The 19,137-nt window shown below is 44.2% G+C and carries 16 protein-coding genes and 4 tRNA genes; 5 read left to right on the top strand and 15 right to left on the bottom strand.

The window, feature by feature from the left end:
- The first annotated feature begins 58 nt into the window (after positions 1–58).
- The 3 genes from acs (at position 59) to L1D21_RS08745 (ending at position 4,208) form a co-directional block, all read left to right on the top strand.
- Positions 59–2,011, top strand: coding sequence for an acetate--CoA ligase (acs, locus tag L1D21_RS08735; RefSeq protein WP_239844847.1), 1,953 nt, complete (start codon positions 59–61; stop codon positions 2,009–2,011).
- Between the two features lie 135 nt (positions 2,012–2,146).
- On the top strand, positions 2,147–3,886 hold the full coding sequence (locus L1D21_RS08740) for a DEAD/DEAH box helicase (RefSeq protein WP_239844848.1): 1,740 nt from the start codon (positions 2,147–2,149) through the stop codon (positions 3,884–3,886).
- A 64-nt stretch (positions 3,887–3,950) separates the two neighbouring features.
- Positions 3,951–4,208: a GrxA family glutaredoxin gene (locus L1D21_RS08745; RefSeq protein ID WP_028764773.1), complete on the top strand. Its 258-nt coding sequence runs from the start codon at positions 3,951–3,953 to the stop codon at positions 4,206–4,208.
- A gap of 61 nt (positions 4,209–4,269) precedes the next feature.
- Here the strand turns inward: L1D21_RS08745 and L1D21_RS08750 are convergent, their stop codons facing one another.
- The 14 genes from L1D21_RS08750 to L1D21_RS08815 all read right to left on the bottom strand — a co-directional run bounded on the left by L1D21_RS08750 (position 4,270) and on the right by L1D21_RS08815 (position 16,024).
- Positions 4,270–5,412: a DcaP family trimeric outer membrane transporter gene (locus L1D21_RS08750; protein WP_239844849.1), complete on the bottom strand. Its 1,143-nt coding sequence runs from the start codon at positions 5,410–5,412 to the stop codon at positions 4,270–4,272.
- 811 nt (positions 5,413–6,223) lie between these two features.
- Positions 6,224–6,299 (bottom strand) — tRNA-Lys (locus tag L1D21_RS08755).
- Positions 6,300–6,465: 166 nt separating this feature from the next.
- A tRNA-Lys gene (locus tag L1D21_RS08760) sits at positions 6,466–6,541 on the bottom strand.
- 168 nt (positions 6,542–6,709) lie between these two features.
- A tRNA-Lys gene (locus tag L1D21_RS08765) sits at positions 6,710–6,785 on the bottom strand.
- Positions 6,786–6,824: 39 nt separating this feature from the next.
- Positions 6,825–6,900, bottom strand: a tRNA-Lys gene (locus tag L1D21_RS08770).
- Between the two features lie 249 nt (positions 6,901–7,149).
- Complete coding sequence (ybgF, locus tag L1D21_RS08775) at positions 7,150–7,875, bottom strand: tol-pal system protein YbgF (protein WP_239844850.1); 726 nt, start codon at positions 7,873–7,875, stop codon at positions 7,150–7,152.
- A 24-nt stretch (positions 7,876–7,899) separates the two neighbouring features.
- Entirely contained in the window at positions 7,900–8,439 is a 540-nt protein-coding gene (gene pal / locus L1D21_RS08780; RefSeq protein ID WP_239844851.1) for a peptidoglycan-associated lipoprotein Pal, read from the bottom strand.
- 36 nt (positions 8,440–8,475) lie between these two features.
- Positions 8,476–9,801 (bottom strand): Tol-Pal system beta propeller repeat protein TolB, encoded by a 1,326-nt coding sequence (gene tolB / locus L1D21_RS08785; protein WP_239844852.1) that lies wholly within the window; start codon positions 9,799–9,801, stop codon positions 8,476–8,478.
- A 9-nt stretch (positions 9,802–9,810) separates the two neighbouring features.
- The gene (tolA, locus tag L1D21_RS08790) at positions 9,811–10,746 is read right to left on the bottom strand and encodes a cell envelope integrity protein TolA (RefSeq protein ID WP_239844853.1); all 936 of its coding nucleotides are present in this window, start codon (positions 10,744–10,746) and stop codon (positions 9,811–9,813) included.
- 3 nt (positions 10,747–10,749) lie between these two features.
- A complete protein-coding gene (gene tolR / locus L1D21_RS08795) occupies positions 10,750–11,184 on the bottom strand; it encodes a protein TolR (protein WP_239844854.1) in 435 nt (144 codons plus the stop codon).
- On the bottom strand, positions 11,184–11,873 hold the full coding sequence (tolQ, locus tag L1D21_RS08800) for a protein TolQ (RefSeq protein WP_239844855.1): 690 nt from the start codon (positions 11,871–11,873) through the stop codon (positions 11,184–11,186). Before tolQ ends, tolR begins: the two co-directional genes overlap by 1 nt.
- Positions 11,863–12,261, bottom strand: a complete 399-nt coding sequence (gene ybgC / locus L1D21_RS08805; protein WP_239844856.1) for a tol-pal system-associated acyl-CoA thioesterase — start codon at positions 12,259–12,261, stop codon at positions 11,863–11,865. The genes tolQ and ybgC overlap by 11 nt, the downstream gene beginning before the upstream one ends.
- A gap of 157 nt (positions 12,262–12,418) precedes the next feature.
- A complete protein-coding gene (locus tag L1D21_RS08810; protein ID WP_239844857.1) occupies positions 12,419–14,566 on the bottom strand; it encodes a prolyl oligopeptidase family serine peptidase in 2,148 nt (715 codons plus the stop codon).
- 576 nt (positions 14,567–15,142) lie between these two features.
- A complete protein-coding gene (locus L1D21_RS08815; RefSeq protein ID WP_239844858.1) occupies positions 15,143–16,024 on the bottom strand; it encodes an OmpA family protein in 882 nt (293 codons plus the stop codon).
- 143 nt (positions 16,025–16,167) lie between these two features.
- Here L1D21_RS08815 and rnt point away from each other — a divergent pair, with 143 nt between their 5' ends.
- Positions 16,168–16,842 (top strand): ribonuclease T, encoded by a 675-nt coding sequence (gene rnt / locus L1D21_RS08820; RefSeq protein ID WP_239844859.1) that lies wholly within the window; start codon positions 16,168–16,170, stop codon positions 16,840–16,842.
- 74 nt (positions 16,843–16,916) lie between these two features.
- Here rnt and L1D21_RS08825 read toward each other — a convergent pair whose 3' ends face one another.
- A complete protein-coding gene (locus L1D21_RS08825) occupies positions 16,917–17,522 on the bottom strand; it encodes a peroxiredoxin C (RefSeq protein ID WP_239844860.1) in 606 nt (201 codons plus the stop codon).
- 295 nt (positions 17,523–17,817) lie between these two features.
- Between L1D21_RS08825 and L1D21_RS08830 the strand changes: the two genes are divergently transcribed.
- Positions 17,818–19,137, top strand: a complete 1,320-nt coding sequence (locus L1D21_RS08830; protein ID WP_239844861.1) for a Na+/H+ antiporter family protein — start codon at positions 17,818–17,820, stop codon at positions 19,135–19,137.

Consider the following 19,137-nt stretch of genomic DNA (forward strand, 5'->3'; position numbering starts at 1 on the left):
AATCGCCCCAAGCAATCCATACTTCATTTATGCACAATAAGCTAATAAAGGAAGTCAGATGAGCACGCAGTCTCTCTATAAAGTGCCAAGCGAAATCGCAACTAAAGCACACATTAACGAAGAACAATACAAAAAAATGTATCAGGAGTCAGTGGTCAACCCTGAAGGTTTCTGGAGAGAACACGGTAAGCGCATCGATTGGATCAAGCCTTACACTAAAGTTAAACAAACCTCTTTTGATGATCATAACCTGTCAATTAACTGGTTTTATGATGGCACCCTGAATGCATCTGTTAACTGTCTCGATAGACATTTAGAAAACAATGCCGACAAGGTCGCTATCATCTGGGAAGGTGACGACGCCGCGGATCAACGTACGCTAACATATGGCGAGCTACACAAAGAAGTCTGTAAATTTGCCAACGCACTACGCAGCCAGGGGGTGCGCCGTGGTGATGTTGTGACAGTTTACATGCCAATGGTGCCAGAAGCGGCTATCGTCATGCTGGCTTGTGCCCGCATCGGTGCAATTCACTCAGTGGTGTTTGGTGGTTTCTCACCTGACTCTATTGCTTCTCGTGTTATCGATGGCAAATCTAAGGTGGTGATCACTGCCGATGAAGGTGTACGCGGCGGACGCATCATCCCGCTTAAAGCCAACATCGATGAAGCATTATCTCACCCTGACGTGAAATGCGTTGAAAAAGTGATTGTATTTGAACGCACAGGCAATAAAGTCAATTGGGTAGAAGGTCGTGACATCAAATGGCAGTCGCTCATGGACACCGCTTCTGAGCACTGTGTCGCCGAAGAGATGGGCGCAGAAGATCCACTATTCCTACTGTACACTTCAGGTTCAACCGGTAATCCAAAAGGTGTGTTACACACCACCGGGGGTTACATGGTTTACGCCTCAATGACTCACGAATATGTATTCGATTACAAAGAAGGTGAAGTCTATTGGTGTACTGCCGATGTAGGTTGGATCACCGGCCATTCCTATATGGTATACGGCCCACTGGCCAATGGCGCAACCATTCTGATCCACGAAGGTGTTCCCAACTACCCAAGCCCTGCTCGTTTAGGAGAGATGGTGGATCGTCATAAAGTCAACATTCTTTATACTGCACCAACACTGATTCGCGCCTTGATGGCTGAAGGTAAAGAGCAGTTTGATTCATTTGATGGTAGTTCACTGCGGATCATGGGTTCTGTGGGTGAGCCAATCAACCCAGAAGCATGGCGTTGGTACCATGAAGTGATTGGACATGAAAACTGCCCTATCGTTGATACTTGGTGGCAAACTGAAACAGGCGGCATCTTAATCAGTCCACTACCAGGTGCTACCGACACTAAACCAGGTTCTGCAACTCGTCCCTTCTTTGGTGTACAACCGGCACTGGTTGATAACATGGGTAATATTATCGATGGCGCAACTGAAGGCAACTTAGTAATCCTCGATTCTTGGCCTGGACAGATGCGTACGGTTTATGGCGATCATGAACGTTTCGCACTGACTTACTTTAAGACATTCCGCGGTATGTACTTCACAGGTGACGGGGCTCGCCGTGACGAAGATGGTTACTACTGGATCACCGGTCGTGTAGATGATGTGATTAACGTATCCGGCCACCGCCTAGGTACAGCTGAGGTAGAAAGTGCCCTCGTTTCTCACGAGCATGTTGCTGAGGCCGCTGTGGTGGGCTATCCACACGACATTAAAGGTCAAGGCATCTACGCTTATGTGACGCTGACTAAAGGCACACAAGAAAGCGAAGAACTTCGCCAAGAGCTGCGCCAATGGGTCAGAAAGGAGATCGGTGCATTAGCTACACCAGACTTGATCCAGTGGGCAGGCGGTTTACCTAAGACTCGTTCAGGCAAAATCATGCGTCGCTTCTTACGTAAGATCGCTGCTAACGAAGTAACCAATTTGGGTGATGCTTCTACGCTAGCAGATCCTGCGGTAATCGATACCTTGATTGAATCTCGCTTAAATCGCAGCGAATAAGCTGATACTAAACGTCGCTAATTCAAGCCCCTCAAATGAGGGGCTTTTTATTTTCAATGGCAACTGGTTCGCAAGCGTTAGCGCTGTTATCCTCTGTCTCACTTCATTGTCAATTCCAGCAAAATCATCAACAACGTGCAATTACGAGATTATCAACAACAAGCGGTCGATGCTGCTATCGCCCATTTTAAACAAAGCCAAGATTCCGCCGTACTCGTATTGCCAACCGGAGCGGGAAAAAGCATCGTCATTGCCGAGCTAGCGCGTATTGCCCGCGGACGTATATTGGTATTGACTCACGTTAAAGAACTGGTCGCCCAAAATGCTGAGAAAGTAGGTTTGTTGACCGACGAGGCGAGTATTTACTCCGCAGGCTTAAAACAAAAAAACACCAGCAATAAAACCGTAGTCGCGAGTATTCAATCTGCCGTTAAAAACCCGGTAAAATTTGATGAACCATACTCCTTGGTGATCATCGACGAATGTCATCGAGTCAATGCCGATAAAGACAGCCAATATCAACAACTGCTCAGCCATTTAAAACAGCGCAATCCAAAACTCAAACTGCTGGGACTGACGGCGACGCCCTACCGACTGGATTCAGGCTGGATCTACCGCCATCACTATCATGGCAGAATGGGCAATGACCAAGCCCCAGCGTTTGAGCAGTGTATCTTTGAACTCCCTATCCGGCCATTAATCAAGCAAGGTTATTTAACCGAGCCAAAATTATTTGACGGCTTATCGGCGCAGTATGATTTCAGCGAACTTGAACCGACAGCCACGGGTGAGTATCGAGAGGCTGAGATCGATGCATTACTCAATGTGGCAGGCAGAGCCACCACGGCAATCGTTAAGCAGATAACCCAGTTGGCTAGCCACAAACGCGGCTGCATTATCTTCGCCGCCACCATCAGACATGCTCAGGAGATCATCAATCAACTTGGCGATATTGCAGCAGGTTTAATCACCGCCACTACGCCGTCGTCTGAGCGTGATGAGATCATCGAGCGCTTTAAACAACGCCAACTGAAGTACCTAGTAAACGTAGCCGTACTTACTACAGGTTTTGATGCGCCCCATGTCGATTTAATTGCCATATTAAGACCCACAGCATCGGTGAGTTTGTTTCAACAAATGATCGGCCGAGGGCTAAGGATCTGTGAAGGCAAAAGCGATTGTATGATCATCGACTACGCCGCCAATGGCTTTGATCTCTTCTTTCCCGAAGTCGGACAAGCCAAACCCGACAGCAAAAGTGTCCCGGTTCAAGTACACTGCCCTGTGTGTGATTTTGCCAATATATTTTGGGGAGTAGTAGATAATGACGGTGATTTGGTTGAACATTTTGGCCGCCGCTGCCAAGCCATTATCGACACAAAGCAAGGTAAGCAGCAGTGTGACTTCCGCTTTCGCAGTAAGTCTTGTCCTCAGTGCGGTATGGAAAATGATATCGCAGCCAAAATCTGCCAACATTGTGACAGCGTCTTAGTCGACCCCGATAAGCGCTTAAAAGAGGTGTTACAGCAAAAGCACCATCATCTGTTTCGTTGCCAAGATATGTTGTTTGAAAAGCACAAAGATAAACTCAGAGTGCGTTATCTTGACAATCAGGGTAATGACTTTTGTTGTTATTTTAGCTTTCAAACTCCGGCTCAAATTCGTGCTTTCTATGGTATCTTTGTCCACAAACACACCCGCACGCCTGGATGTAAACAGCCCAAATTAGCGAATATCGAGCAGGTTATCGCTGCCCGAGAAGCATTTCGTTACCCCGATTTATTATTGCTTAAAAAGAATAAAAAAGGATGGGAGCTAGTCGAACGTTTTTTTGATTATCAAGGCCGCTTTCACAGTGAACAAAAGTTTGCCTGAATCACAATATACAAACTCCCTGTCGCTATGGTATAAAGACTCAGTTGATTTATCAGGAGCTTATATGTTTGTTGTAATTTTTGGCCGTCCAGGCTGTCCATATTGTGTTAGAGCCGTTCAGTTATCAGAGCAACTTGTTGAAGCTCGTGATGATTTTAAATTTAAATATGTGGATATTCACGCAGAAGGGATAAGCAAAGCGGATCTAGAAAAGACCGTGGGTAAGCCTGTTGAAACAGTGCCTCAGATCTTTGTCGATCAAGTACACGTTGGTGGCTGCACTGAGTTCGAACAATATGTTCGCGACAACAACTTACTTTAAGTTTATCGCTTAACGTAAAAAAGGAGGCAATTGCCTCCTTTTTATTTAGCTTAACAATAAACTAGAGTACATATTTTACAGAGAACATCACGCGATTAAGTTCGCCTTTATCTCCATTCTGCTTGGTATTTTCTGCATACATATATTCAACACCGAATGTCATTGGTTTCACAGGTGAATAAAGTAAGTTTATATAGCCTGAATATGACTCTTCGTTGACAGCACCACCGGTTAAGGCAACATCATTATCGGCCTTAAAACCTGATGCAGTAATACTTGAGCGCCACTTATCATTCCACCAGTGACGATATGCCACAAAACCACCGTAAGAAGAAATGGTTTCAATATCACCATTAGCATCAATTACACCCGCATTAGCATAGTTAAGCGCCATATAACGGCCCATACCATCACCTGCCGTTGCTGAGAATTTAATATCATCACTACCTACAGGAATGACACCGGTTACGCTTACACCGTATGCCATAGTCTGTGCATCGATAGTGGCATTTTCAACGTTTAACTGTCGTGCTAAACCTGCAACGGTGAATTTAGCGCCACCCTCGGTATTAAAGTTATAACGAGCTACGAAGTCAGGGATCATACCACTGCCACTAACAACGCGCGCACCACCGGTATATGGCGTGACCGTTGTCTCTGGGTTTTCCAGCGCAAACTGGAAACCACCGTTGGTATAACGCACCTGAGCTTGACGAACAAACGGTGTACCTTCAGCAGCACCCACAAAGTCTAAATTTTCAGGTAATGCCCCAGGGTTTTGAAAAGTTGACCAGGTTTGACCCACGGTCCAATTATCATAGCTCACAAACGCATGACGAATACGAGGTGAATAGCTGTTGGATACTCGCTCGTTACCATCAGCATGAGTCATAAAATCGAGTTCGATAAAACCCGAAAGTTTATGGCCATCAAGATCGGTTGAAGTCTTAAAGTTAAAGCGAGACTCCCTTGCTTGAAAGTCGACTACTTGCTTACCATTATCAGCCGTGCCGTATATGGTTCCAGGTACATAAAACTGACGTGACAGATTACCAGAGTCAGGAGCTCCATTACTGTAATCACTAAACATCACATCCGTTTTTACATACCCCCCAAATTTAAAGTCGGTTTCAGCCATAGCCCCGCTTGAGCCCATAGCTAATATAGTGGCGGCCGCGACGATTGATAATTTTAATTGTTCCATCGGTACTCTCCCTTATTATTTTATCAGAGTGAATATGACGGACTTAATAAGTCAAAAACATTAGCAAAACGTCTATAAGACTAAGGTCGATAAGCAACAACTAATAAATAGACCATACTTAGAAGTTCCCCCAACTATACCCCTTCCCCATTCACCAACACATCCTGCTTCAAAAACCATGCCCTAATGCCTTAATAAAAGTAAAAGCCGAAGACTCTCATGCTTACCCGAGGGGTAATAGCAATAGAAGCAGCAGCTCTTAAAAATTCATAGGAAAACAAAATCGAAGGTGATGGATAAGAAGTGGTGTATCGTGAAGAATTAGAACCTTCGACTAATGTGGACTCTTATAAGGAAAAGAAAAGCCAACTGTCTCTCGTTTCAAAAGCTACAATTGAACCAACTTATCTGATGAAAAATACTATAGGGGAAACTTTAAGAAGTGGTGGGTCGTGAAGGATTCGAACCTTCGACCAATGTGGAGTTAAGAGTAAAGCCAACTGCCTCTTTTTTAACAAGCAGCGACTAAGCTAACTTCATCTCCGTCCTATTTGACCACTTAAAAATAAGTGGTGGGTCGTGAAGGATTCGAACCTTCGACCAATGTGGAGTTAAGAGTAAAGCCAACTGCCTCTTTTTTAACAAGCAGCGACTAAGCTAACTTCATCTCCGTCCTATTTGACCACTTAAAAATAAGTGGTGGGTCNCCTTCGACCAATGTGGAGTTAAGAGTAAAGCCAACTGCCTCTTTTTTAACAAGCAGCGACTAAGCTAACTTCATCTCCGTCCTATTTGACCACTTAAAAATAAGTGGTGGGTCGTGAAGGATTCGAACCTTCGACCAATTGGTTAAAAGCCAACTGCTCTACCGACTGAGCTAACGACCCATCTAGGATGCTCTGAATGTTTTGCCACTGTCAGAAAAGTGGTGRGTCGTGAAGTATTCAAACCTTCGACCAATGTGGAGTTAAGAGTAAAGCCAACTGCCTCTTTTTTAACAAGCAGCGACTAAGCTAACTTCATCTCCGTCCTATTTGACCACTTAAAAATAAGTGGTGGGTCGTGAAGGATTCGAACCTTCGACCAATTGGTTAAAAGCCAACTGCTCTACCGACTGAGCTAACGACCCATCTAGGATGCTCTGAATGTTTTGCCACTGTCAGAAAAGTGGTGGGTCGTGAAGTATTCAACCCTTCGACCAATGTGGAGTTAAGAGTAAAGCCAACTGCCTCTTTTTTAACAAGCAGCGACTAAGCTAACTTAATCTCCGTCCTATATTTGACCACTTAAAAATAAGTGGTGGGTCGTGAAGGATTCGAACCTTCGACCAATTGGTTAAAAGCCAACTGCTCTACCGACTGAGCTAACGACCCATCTAGGATGCTCTGAATGTTTTGCCACTGTCAGAAAAGTGGTGGGTCGTGAAGGATTCGAACCTTCGACCAATTGGTTAAAAGCCAACTGCTCTACCGACTGAGCTAACGACCCATTTATCGATGTTGATGTAAATTAACCTTCATCATTGGTTAAAAGCCAACTGCCCTTTCTCTAAAAATAGCGACTGAGCTAATGACCCATCTCAAGGCTTATTCCTGAGAAATTCGCCCTCAAAACATCTACACTGCTTTGAGGGCGCCTATAATACCTTTTTCATCTTCTCATGCAAGTGTAAATTTCCCATTTTTTACCGTTTGCATGAAAAACAGACTAAGAGTATGTTTTTTCGCAAAATACAGATCACAAACCAACCATCTGCTGTTTAGCCAGTCTAGCGGCCGCGCTATTTCCATATTCATTGATAGCTTGCTGATAAAAACGTTTTGCCGTAGCGGCATCATTACGTTTTTGAGCAATCATTCCTAGCTTAACCAAGCTATCAGCACGCTTATTTGAATCTTTATATTGATTTACTACCGAACTAAACGCTTGATTAGACTCTTCAAACTCACCTTTATTAAACAATAACTGCCCTAGCCAATAATTGGCATTGGCAGCATAAGTCGAATCAGGGTATTGCTTAATAAAGCCTCTAAAGGCGGGGATCGCTTCGTCGTATTTACGCTCTTTCAGTACTAAATTAACGGCTCTTTCATAGCTGGCCGTTTCACCTAAAGAGGAAGATGTGGTTACTTGAGAAGCAGCGGGAGTAGAAGCTACTGGCGTACTCTTAGCACTACTCAAATTAGCAATGTCTTCATACAGCTGACGTTGACGTTGCAACATTTGATTAATCTGATAGTTTTGCTGCTCCGTCATACCACGGAGATCTAATACCTCTTGTTGCAAGGTATCTAATCTCTGTTGCATCTCAAACTCTGCAGCTTGCTTAGCTTTGATCATACGCTCCAGTCGAGTAATACGATCATCAGGTGAACCACCAGCAATATCTTCAACAGGTGCAGGAGCAGCAATTGCTACTCCAACACTCATTAGCATTGCCGCGGTGAGAACGGCAGTTTTCATAAGTAACCTTATCTAACTCAATTTTTAGTAAACTAATACGGCGCGACGGTTCTTAGCAAAGCCATCATCGGTACGAGAAAAGTCTAGTGGCTTTTCTTCACCATAGCTGACAATGCTCATTTGGCTTGGAGATACGCCCATGCTTTGCAAATATTTAGCAACCGCTTTAGCACGACGTTCACCTAAGGCAATATTATATTCAGGTGTGCCACGCTCATCGGCATGGCCTTCAATCATCACACGTACATTTGGATGTTCAAGCAAATATTCACCATGAGCATTCAACACTTCAGAGAAATCAGAAGAGATTGAACTACGGTCAAAATCAAAATAAATAATGTGCTCTTTACGTAACTCTTCAAACTTAAGACGCTGCTGTTCTTCAGGTGTCAGCATAGGTGCAACACCACCGGTTTCAACACCACCTGAAGTCACTTGACCACTTTCAGTACCACTCACAGAACCGCTTGCATCGGTTTCTGAATCAGATGTTGAGCTACATGCGCTCAGCGCCATTATTGGAAGTGCTACAGCGATAGCTTTAAACAGCTTATTAAGATCCATTTTAAAATCCTTAATCTTCTTTGATGTGATAATTAATTATAAAAAAGGTGACCAAGCAGGAGACTTCACTTCCCCTTGACCCACTGGCAACCTTGCCTTAAACCGTCCATCCATTGAAACGGCCGCTAATACTTGTTTTCCTTGGTAAGTTGTACCGTAGATAACCATAGTTCCGTTTGGTGCAATACTGGGTGACTCATCTAAACGAGTGCTGGTCAGTACTTGCATAAAGCGCGTTTCTAAATCCATTCGAGCAATATTGAATTTACCGTTAGTGCGATTAACAAACACTAAGCTACGACCATCAGCTGAAATTGAGCCACCTAAGTTCCACTCACCCTCAAAGGTCAAACGAGTCACTTTACCCGAAGCTAAAGTCACTTCGTATAACTGTGGGCGGCCACCACGCTCTGAGGTGAAAATTAGTGACTTTCCATCTGGTGTCCAAGAAGCCTCAGTGTCAATTGCATAATGATTAGTCACACGTTTCAATGCTTTAGTGGCAATATCCACCACGTAGACATCTGGTTGGCCATCTTTAGAGAGAGTCAGAGCTAACTTTTTACCATCAGGCGAGAACGAAGGTGCCCCGTTAATACCAGAAAAACTGGTCACTTTAGTGCGTGACTGAGTGTAAATATCCTGTACGAACACCTCTGCCTTCTTGTTCTCAAAACTCACGTATGCTAAACGGCGACCATCAGGAGACCAGGCTGGCGACATCAATGGTTCAGGTGAGCGTAATAGCATCTGCTCGTTATAGCCATCATAATCGGCAATCATTAGTTTATAAGGAGATTTATCTTTATGATCAACAACAACGTAGGCAATACGCGTCAAGAAAGCGCCACGAATACCGGTAAGCTTTTCATAAACAATATCACTGATGCGATGACCATACTGTCTAAACTGCGCTGCACTGATCACGGTTTCACGGCTGTCGAGCAAATAGTCAGACACACTGCTCGGACCGCCGGATTGCATCTGTGCCTTCACCAAATCAACCAGTTCAAAATTTACTAGGTACTGATCCGGACCATAAGGCTTAACAGTGCCCATCACGACCGCTTCTGCCGCAACACCAGACCAGGCTTTGACATTGAAATTAGCAACAGCCCCCAAATTACGTTGAGGCAAACCCAACTCATCGATAGGCTTAAAAGTGCCGCTTCGAGCTAAATCAGACATGACTACATCGGAGATTTGCTGTGGCATAGGCGTATTGCCTTGCCAAACAAAAGGTACGACCGCAATAGGACGAGCGGCATCAACACCCTCGGTGATCACTATATCCAATGCCGCCTTAGCAGGAACAGTACAAAACATCAGCCCTAAAATGAGCCATTTTCCCAGTGCTTTCATGGAACTCCTTTAATTAAATTGCGGTTGAACCGTTAAATTAATTTCTTTTAACTTGTTATAAACGTCAGCTTCTTGGGATACCGGCAAGCGTCCCGCTTTATTAATGGCCGCCTTAGTTGCACGACAGACTACCGGATCGCCTGAAATAATTTCATTGCCGGTGACAAAACCATCTTTTGCTAAACGAATAAAGATACGACAACTCTTACCACGCATCGACTCATCGACCACTAGATTACGCTGAATCGTCGCTCGGATCATTGAGGTATAACGCTGCACCTCACTCATCACCTGCTTATTACGAGTCTGTGATAAAGCGGCTTGCTCAGCCGCTAAAGCTTCTTGCATCATACGCTCTTGTTCGAGGCGCGCCTGTTCTTCAGCCTTACGTTTTGCTTCTGCCTCGGCTTTACGTTTGCGCTCTTCCGCGGCTTTCTTCGCTGCGGCTTCTTCCTGTTTACGTTTAGCTTCAGCTTTCGCTGCGGCCTCTTCGGCAGCTTTTTGCTCAGCTTCTTTCTGCTTACGCTGCGCTTCAGCCTTGGCTGCTTTCTCTTTTTCTTGCTGCTCTTTGAGCTTGGCCGCTTTGGCAGCCTGAGCCGCATTTTGAGTTTCTATCTCTTTCTGCTTACGTTCTTGTTCAAGCTTTTTAATTTGTGCTTGCTCACGCTCACGAGCCTGTTTGGCTTCACGCGCCTTACGTTCAAGCTCATCTTGACGTGCCTTCTCTTTACGCTCGGCTTCGCGTTTTTCCGCTTTCAGCTTTTCGACGTGCTGATTCACTTTTTGTTGATCAATCACTACTGCTTGAACCGCTGGCGCACTGGCCTGAGGCATCTCTTTAGGCTTGTCTTCAAAATCGACGCCCATGGCGACAATAATAATCACACCAACATGAATACTTGCTGACACTATCAGCGGAATTTTAAAATCTGATTTAATTGCCACCCACTACTCCTCTGGCGAATCTGTCATCAAGCCGACAGAAGGCACACCCGCCCTTTGCAGACTCACCATCAGTTGGATCACTTTTTCATAAGGAATGTTTCTGTCGGCTTTAACCACTACCGGACGTTCTGGTTCCAGCTGAATAATGGCGCCTACTCGAATGGCTACCTCTTCTAGATCTAAAACCTCTTTCGAGCTACTGCTACCCACATCGAGATAATAATCACCATCGGCATCAATCGATGCCACCACGGGCGGCTTACTATCGGCTGGCAAGGTTTCCGCTTCCCCTTGAGGTAAATCGACTTTCACGCCTTGAGTCACAATCGGTGCGGTCACCATAAAGATGATCAATAGCACCAACATCACGTCGATATAGGGAACAACGTTGATCTCAGCAACCGGACGACGCCGTTTACGTTGATAACCTTGATGCATTAAACCGTTTCCTTTTCGCTGTATGCTTGACGATGTAGGATGCTTGAAAACTCTTCCATAAAGTTGGCGTAAGACATCTCAATTTTATCAACCTGCGTTGAGAAGCGGTTATAAGCGATAACGGCTGGGATTGCGGCAAATAGACCCATAGCGGTAGCAATCAAGGCTTCTGCAATACCAGGGGCAACCATAGCAAGAGTGGCATTTTCTACGGCACCTAAGGCGATAAAGGAGTTCATAATCCCCCATACTGTGCCGAACAAACCAATATAGGGACTCGTTGAACCAATCGTCGCCAGCAGTGGCAGGTTAGTTTCTAATTTTTCCATCTCACGAGACAGGGAAACACGCATGGCACGATAACTACCATCCATCACAGCACTAGGCACTTTACCACTGAGATTACTGAGGCGGGCATACTCTTTAAAACCAGAATAGAACAGGGTTTCAAGACCTGTATTACTTTCTTGTCTCGCGGATAACTCTTTGTAGAGTTTATTCAAATCGACACCAGACCAAAACTTATCTTCAAACTTAATCGAACGTTCACTGGCACTGCTCAATAAGCGTTTACGTTGAATAATCACCGCCCAAGAGACAACCGATAATGCTAACAAGGTCAGCATAACAAACTTAACCAATAAACTAGCCTGCAAAAACAGACCGATGAAAGAGATATCAGCTTCCACTCTTAAACTCCTGAGCAATATTTTGGGGAATGGCCCTTGGTCTCATACGTGACAAGGCAACACATGCAACAAGGATCTGTCCTTCGCAGTAAACCAAACCAGCGTCATCAACCAGTTGCTGATGAAAAACCAGTGAGGCTTTCTTCATTTCTATGACAGCCGATTGAACAAAAAGGTTCTGCTCGAATCGAGCCGCCACTTTAAAATCTAATTCGGCTTTTTTTACAACGAAGGCGATATCATCGGCCAACAACTGAGTCTGTTTAACCCCCATACTTTTGAGCCACTCGGTTCGAGCACGTTCAAAAAAGTTGAGATAATTGGAATGGTAAACCACCCCACCAGCATCAGTATCTTCGTAATAGACGGAAATAGGCCAACGAAACATAGATCCTTATCACCAAACATAAGATAAACACGAGCCCTACTATACCTAGAGCGCAAGCAATTGTGAATGGATCAAAGCTGAACAGTTTTCACTAACTTCATAAAATTTCGTTAATAAAAAAGGGAAGTTATCACTTCCCTTTTATGGTTGATTTAAATTAGCCGCCTATTTTGGCTGGCACTGTTAAACCAAAGCTATGCCATAGGAAGCTATAGATGTCGGCAAACTCATCAATCTTCATCGAAGTGGGTTTGCCTGCACCGTGACCGGCTTTTGACTCAATACGCATAATGACAGGTGCATCACCCGTTTGTCTGTCTTGTAATAAGGCACCAAACTTAAAGCTATGCAGAGGCACCACGCGATCATCATGATCGGCCGTCATCACCATAGTCGCCGGATAATCACGTTGTTTGATATTGTGATACGGCGAATAAGCTAATAATGCCGGAAATTGCTCAGCTACATCGGCGCTGCCATATTCACTAGTCCAAGCCCAACCAATGGTGAACTTGTGGAATCGAAGCATATCCAACACCCCTACAGCGGGTAACACAGCAGCAAAAAGGTCAGGACGTTGAGTTAACGCCGCGCCCATCAATAAGCCACCATTACTACGACCGTAAGCACCTAACTTACTAGTGTTCGTGTAGTTATTGTCGATAAGGTACTGCGCCGCAGCATAGTAATCGTCAAATACATTTTGCTTCTTATCGAACATCCCCGCTTGATGCCAGCTTTCACCATATTCAGCACCACCACGTAAGTTTGGCACCGCATAGATGCCGCCCATATCCATCCAAGCGATATTAGCTGGACTGAAACGAGGTGTTAATGAAATTGAGAAACCACCATAGGCATAAAGCAAGGTTGGATTATTACCATCAAGCTTCACTCCTTTTTTATAGGAGATCATCATAGGTACACGAGTACCGTCTTTGCTGTGATAAAACACTTGTTCAGACACATAATCATCAGGGCTGAATGACACTTTTGGCTGATCATAGACCGTTGACTTACCGGTTTTGAAATCAAACTTGTAAGTCGTTTGTGGCTGAACATAACTGTTGAAGGTGTAGTAGAAGTAGTCTTTGCTGCGTTTACCGTAAGGGCCAGCAATTTTACCTTTACCAGGCATATCCACATCTAGACGCTTAACCCCTTCCATACTGAAAATTGACAGTTGGCCTAACACATCATGGAGATAACTCACGACAAGGTGATCGTTAATAATGGCAACGCTAGCGATAGGGTCTTGCGACTCAGGGATAATGGTTTTCCAGTGTGCTTTGTCAGGGTGATTAATATCAATCGCAATCACCTTGCCATTCAGTGCGTCTAAATCGGTTTTGAAATAGAACACTGACTTATCGTTACCAAGGAAGCTATATTCGGCTTCAAGATCGATAATCAACTCAACCACAGGGGCGTTTTGCTCAGTCAACGACTTATAGAAGAAGCGGTTACGGCTATCGGTTCCCTTCGAAATCGAGATCAGTAAATAATCCCCTGCTTCTGATACGCTAGCAAAAAAGCCCCAATCTTTGTTTTGTGGACGTTCATAGACTAAAACATCATCCGCTTGGGCTGTGCCTAATTTATGAAAATACACTTTTTGATTGAAGTTAACATCGGCAAGCAGGTTTCCGCCTTCCGGTGCATCATAACGTGAGTAGTAAACACCTTGGTTATCATGACTCCACTGTGCACTAGAAAATTTAATCCAATTAAGCTCATCGCTAAGTTTCTTGCCTGTTGCCACATCGACAAATTGCCACTGCTGCCAATCGGAGCCCGATTTAGACACACCGTAAGCAATGGTTTTACCATCACCACTGAACGACACGCCATTTAGCGCAACGGTACCGTCGCTAGAAAACTGATTTGGGTCTAAAGCGACTTTCTCTTTTCCGGCCTTATCTTTTACATAAAGCACCGATTGCGCTTGTAGACCATCATTACGATAGAAAAATGTATTGTCACCACGCTCTGTCGGTGCAGTCACTTTTTCGTAATTCCACAATTGAGTAATACGATCGACAATCGCCTGCTTATTTTCAATACTGGCGAGGTATGCTTGTCCTGCTTGTTGCTGCTGTTTAACCCAAGCGTTAGTCGCTTCGCTGTCTTCTTCAAGGTAGCGGTAAGGATCGGCCACCTCAACACCATGAATTGTTTCTACTACGCCTACTGGAGTGGTTTGTGTCACTTCTTCTTGAGACGGATTATTCTGGCAGCCAACGAGTGCTAGCCCGAGTCCTGCAATCAATAAATGCTGCTTAGTTATTATCTTTTTTAGAACCATCTATAGCCATCCTGGATATCGAGTTATGATTTAGGAGCAAACTGTGAGCCAAGGCTCGAAATAACGTACTATACAAGCAAATAAAAACTGCGCAATGGCAGAGAAACATTCCTTAAAACTCTTTTTGTTTAAAAATGTTAATAAAAAACCAACATAGATAAATTCAGTAAAATATGGATTTATGCAATTAGTTTGACTAATTCCTCGGTAATTGTCGTAATCAATGAATTCAGTCAAAAAAACCACCTACCCAAGCATTAGAATAACTAATCTAAACCGGCAATTTTTCTCGTTTGTTGGGCCGTAATACTCAATCTATAATTCATCTTGTTTTCAGGAAGTGTCTACTCCACGTAGATTTGAAAACAAGAACTCCAAACTTGTGTGCCTAGCACGTGAGTTTATCCCTGGTTCTTATGCTAGACTTCCTTCCTTCAATTTGTTGATTGCAATTAATTATTTGCGGCCCACTTAAGAATTTAAGTGGGCTTTTTTTTTACTTTAATTAAGCTGAATTATGGACAGAGAAACAACAGACGTAAAAAAGCCAGCAAATGCTGGCTTAAGAATGGAAGCTTAAAGAGGCTTACTTAATCTAATAACAACCCGGCGATTTCTACTGCGCTCATCAATGGTTCCATTTGAGGCAACATGACGGCGCTCACCATGTCCCATGGTGTGAATACGCTCTTGAGGGATCCCTGCCGACACAAACAGGTTTTTAACTGATTTAGCCCGCTCTTGAGACACTTTGTCATTAATCGAACGGCCGCCATAACTATCGGTATAGGCGTCAACTAATACCAGCTCAACATCCGGATCATAAGAAAGATACTCTTGAACCTTGGCAATTTGGGCCTTTGAATATCGGGTCAACTCGGCACCACCAAACTCATAGGTAAGCACAGTAAAGGCAATATCTTCGAAACTATAAGGTAATAGGTTGGCTAAACATGACTTAAAGTCAGCATACTTGCGCTTAAAGTTAACCGCTGATAACCCTACTGCCACTTTGTCTGCACGGTTATACCAATCGGCATAATAAAAAGTCGGCTGCATGCCTCGCTCTAACTCATTGAGCATCGACCAAGCTGCTTTTTTGGGTACCTCACCGCTAAAATACTTTTGGTAAGTTAGTTTAGTGATAGGTTTGGCGCTAATCCCTGGTCGCCAGGCTGGCGCTAAGCTGATTAGCTTAGCGTCAGTGACCTCATCGGGTTTAACCCACATGTCTAAACTAAAATTAAGCTGATGTTCTTTGCCTGCACTACTGGCAAATATCGCTTTACCATAAGATGGAATATCATGTTCAAGCTTACAGCTGATCGGAGTGTTATCGCTCAAGCGCCACTGAGATTGCTCGAGTGAGGCCACATAATGGCGTAATTCGCCGTGGGCTGTCTTCAACATCCCTAAGCTCAACCATAATGTTATCGCCAAAATCACTCTTATCTGCATAGACAACCACTCTCTTAAAATAGGTTACTTAACCCTATCGGCCTCATTTACTGATCCTTTAGCCTATATATTGGTCAATCAAACATGACAAGCCAATGCCTGATACCTCATAATAGCCACTGGCTAATTTTGGGAATTTTTTGATGAGTGATATTTGCGACGCGAACAAGCTTAACCACAGATTTAGGGGCTACTTCCCTGTGGTTATTGATGTAGAAACAGCAGGCTTTAATGCCCAAACCGATGCGTTGCTTGAAATTGCCGTCACCATGTTAAAAATGGATGAACAAGGCGAGCTGCTGCTCGACAAAACTCTGCATTACCATATCGAACCATTCGAAGGCGCAAATCTTGAACCTGAAGCTTTAGCCTTTAATGGCATAGATCCCAGCAACCCACTTCGCGGTGCAGTCTCCGAAAAAGAAGCCTTTTTAGAAATTTTTAAAGAAGTTAAAAAACGTCAAAAGGCATCAGGGTGTCATCGCAGTATTATCGTGGCACACAATGCGGCATTCGATCATGGTTTTGTCACCAAAGCGATTGAACGAAATGCCCTCAAACGTACTCCATTCCATCCTTTTGCCACTTTCGATACCGCCGCGCTTTCCGGTTTAGCTGTCGGCCATACCGTATTAGCAAAAGCATGTCGTATTGCAGGCATCGATTTCGATAATAAGGAAGCACATTCGGCGCTTTATGATACTGAGCGTACCGCAGAGTTGTTTTGTTACATCGTTAATCGTTGGAAGTCATTAGGCGGCTGGCCCATGCTTAATGATGAGGCCCAAGCTGACGGTGAAACCACTGAACAAGATTAAGCTTTTAGCTTAAATGCCCCATAAAAAAGCTGCGCACTGGCGCAGCTTTTTTTCAGAAGCGTAAAATTGTTAGATTAAAGCGCGTCTGCGTTGTCAGTTAGGTAAGAAGCAACACCTTCTGGGCTTGCGTCCATACCTTTGTCACCTTTTTCCCAGCCAGCTGGGCAAACATCACCGTGCTCTTCGTGGAATTGAAGTGCATCAACCATACGGATCATTTCGTCAACGTTACGGCCTAGTGGTAGATCGTTAACCACTTGGTGACGAACTTGACCTTCTTTGTCGATAAGGAAAGAACCACGGAAAGCAACACCAGCTTCTGGATGTTCAACATCGTATGCTTTACAGATTTCATGCTTAACGTCAGCAACTAGGGTGTATTGAACTTGGCCGATACCACCTTTGTCTACTGGAGTGTTACGCCATGCATTGTGAGTAAACTGAGAATCGATAGAAACACCGATAACTTCAACACCACGCTTCTTGAACTCTTCCATGCGGTGATCGAATGCAATCAGCTCTGATGGACATACGAAAGTAAAATCTAGTGGGTAGAAGAATACTACAGCTGGCTTACCTTTAATCGCTTCGCTTAGGTTAAAGCTATCAACGATTTCGCCATTACCAAGAACCGCTGCTGCAGTAAAGTCAGGAGCCGGACGGCCTACTAATACGCTCATTTTATATCTCCATCTATGGATTGAAAAAGCTTTTAATTTTGAACTAAAAAGCATTATAAGCAGTCATCAGCGGGACACAAGTAATTTGCGACCTTTGTCACTTTTTTTAGCCATTATGCTTCTAGTTGCCCAATAACTGTTCAAACACTAAAAAATATTTCATCGCAAGCTTAACACTAGAATATTGGCGTATATTTCACCTTTTTAAGATTAAATTCAGATAAGCTGGACAAACCAAGGTTTTGCAGTCAAAAATAATGATTAATCAATTGGTAACTAAGTTGAGAAAATCAATATGAATGCAGTCGTTATTGCTGTTTGCCTGATGCTAGGTTTGAGTTTTGCACGGGTCAATGTGGTTATTGCGCTTACGATCAGTGCGCTTATAGCGGGACTCATTGGTGGATTAGACCTCCAACAGACGATAGACGCTTTTAACACAGGTTTAGGCGGCGGAGCTCAAATAGCCCTCAGCTACGCCCTTTTAGGAGCTTTTGCTGTTGCCTTATCTCATTCGGGGCTAACCACGCTCATTTCTCGAAAAGTCATTTCTCAATTAGGACAAAAGCAAACTAGCAGCAACATCAAACGCGTTCGCTGGTTATTATTATTGGCAATTTTAGCGATGGCTATTTCATCGCAAAACATTTTGCCGATCCATATCGCCTTTATCCCGATTTTGATCCCACCACTACTACATGTAATGTCAAAACTGCGAATGGATCGCCGCTTAGTGACCTGTGTACTGACCTTTGGTCTTGTCACCACTTACATGATTTTGCCTATTGGTTTTGGTGGTATTTTCTTAAACGATATTTTGTTGGCTAACTTAAACAGCAATAACCTGCATGCAGTACGAGAACAAGTTGCCCCAGCAATGCTTATCCCCGCAATGGGAATGATTTTTGGTTTATTGGTCGCCGTCTTCTTCAGTTATCGCAAACCACGCGACTATAAAGAAGAGCAGATTTTAGCCGCCGAGCCTGAAGAGAAGCTCAACCCAAGAAACATCAGTATCGCACTGATTGCGATTGTCTCGACCTTGGTGGTGCAACTTTATACAGATTCGATGATTTTCGGTGCCTTAGTTGGTTTCATTATTTTCAGTTTTTCAGGTGCACTTAAGCATGTGGCCGACCAAGATATCTTTAACCAAGGAGTTCGTATGATGGCTTCTATTGGTTTTATTATGATTGCTGCGGCAGGATTTGCGGCGGTGGTTAAAGAAACTGGCGATGTAGGCAGCTTAGTCTCATCGCTGTCAGATATGATTGGCGATAATCAAGCCTTAGCCGCTTTCTTAATGTTACTGGTTGGACTGTTAATCACCATGGGAATTGGCTCTTCATTTTCAACCATCCCCATCATTGCGACTATCTATGTCCCCTTGGCCATCAGTTTTGGCTTTTCGATCCCGGCCACCATTGCACTTGTGGGTACCGCGGCGGCACTGGGTGATGCGGGTTCTCCGGCATCGGATTCAACTTTAGGTCCCACTGCGGGTTTAAATGCTGATGGGCAGCACGACCATATTCGTGATAGCGTGATCCCCACCTTTATTCACTACAATATCCCACTTCTGGTGTTTGGCTGGATAGCAGCCATGGTGTTATAG

Source organism: Shewanella sp. Isolate11, assembly GCF_022398315.1.
Classification (GTDB): domain Bacteria; phylum Pseudomonadota; class Gammaproteobacteria; order Enterobacterales; family Shewanellaceae; genus Shewanella.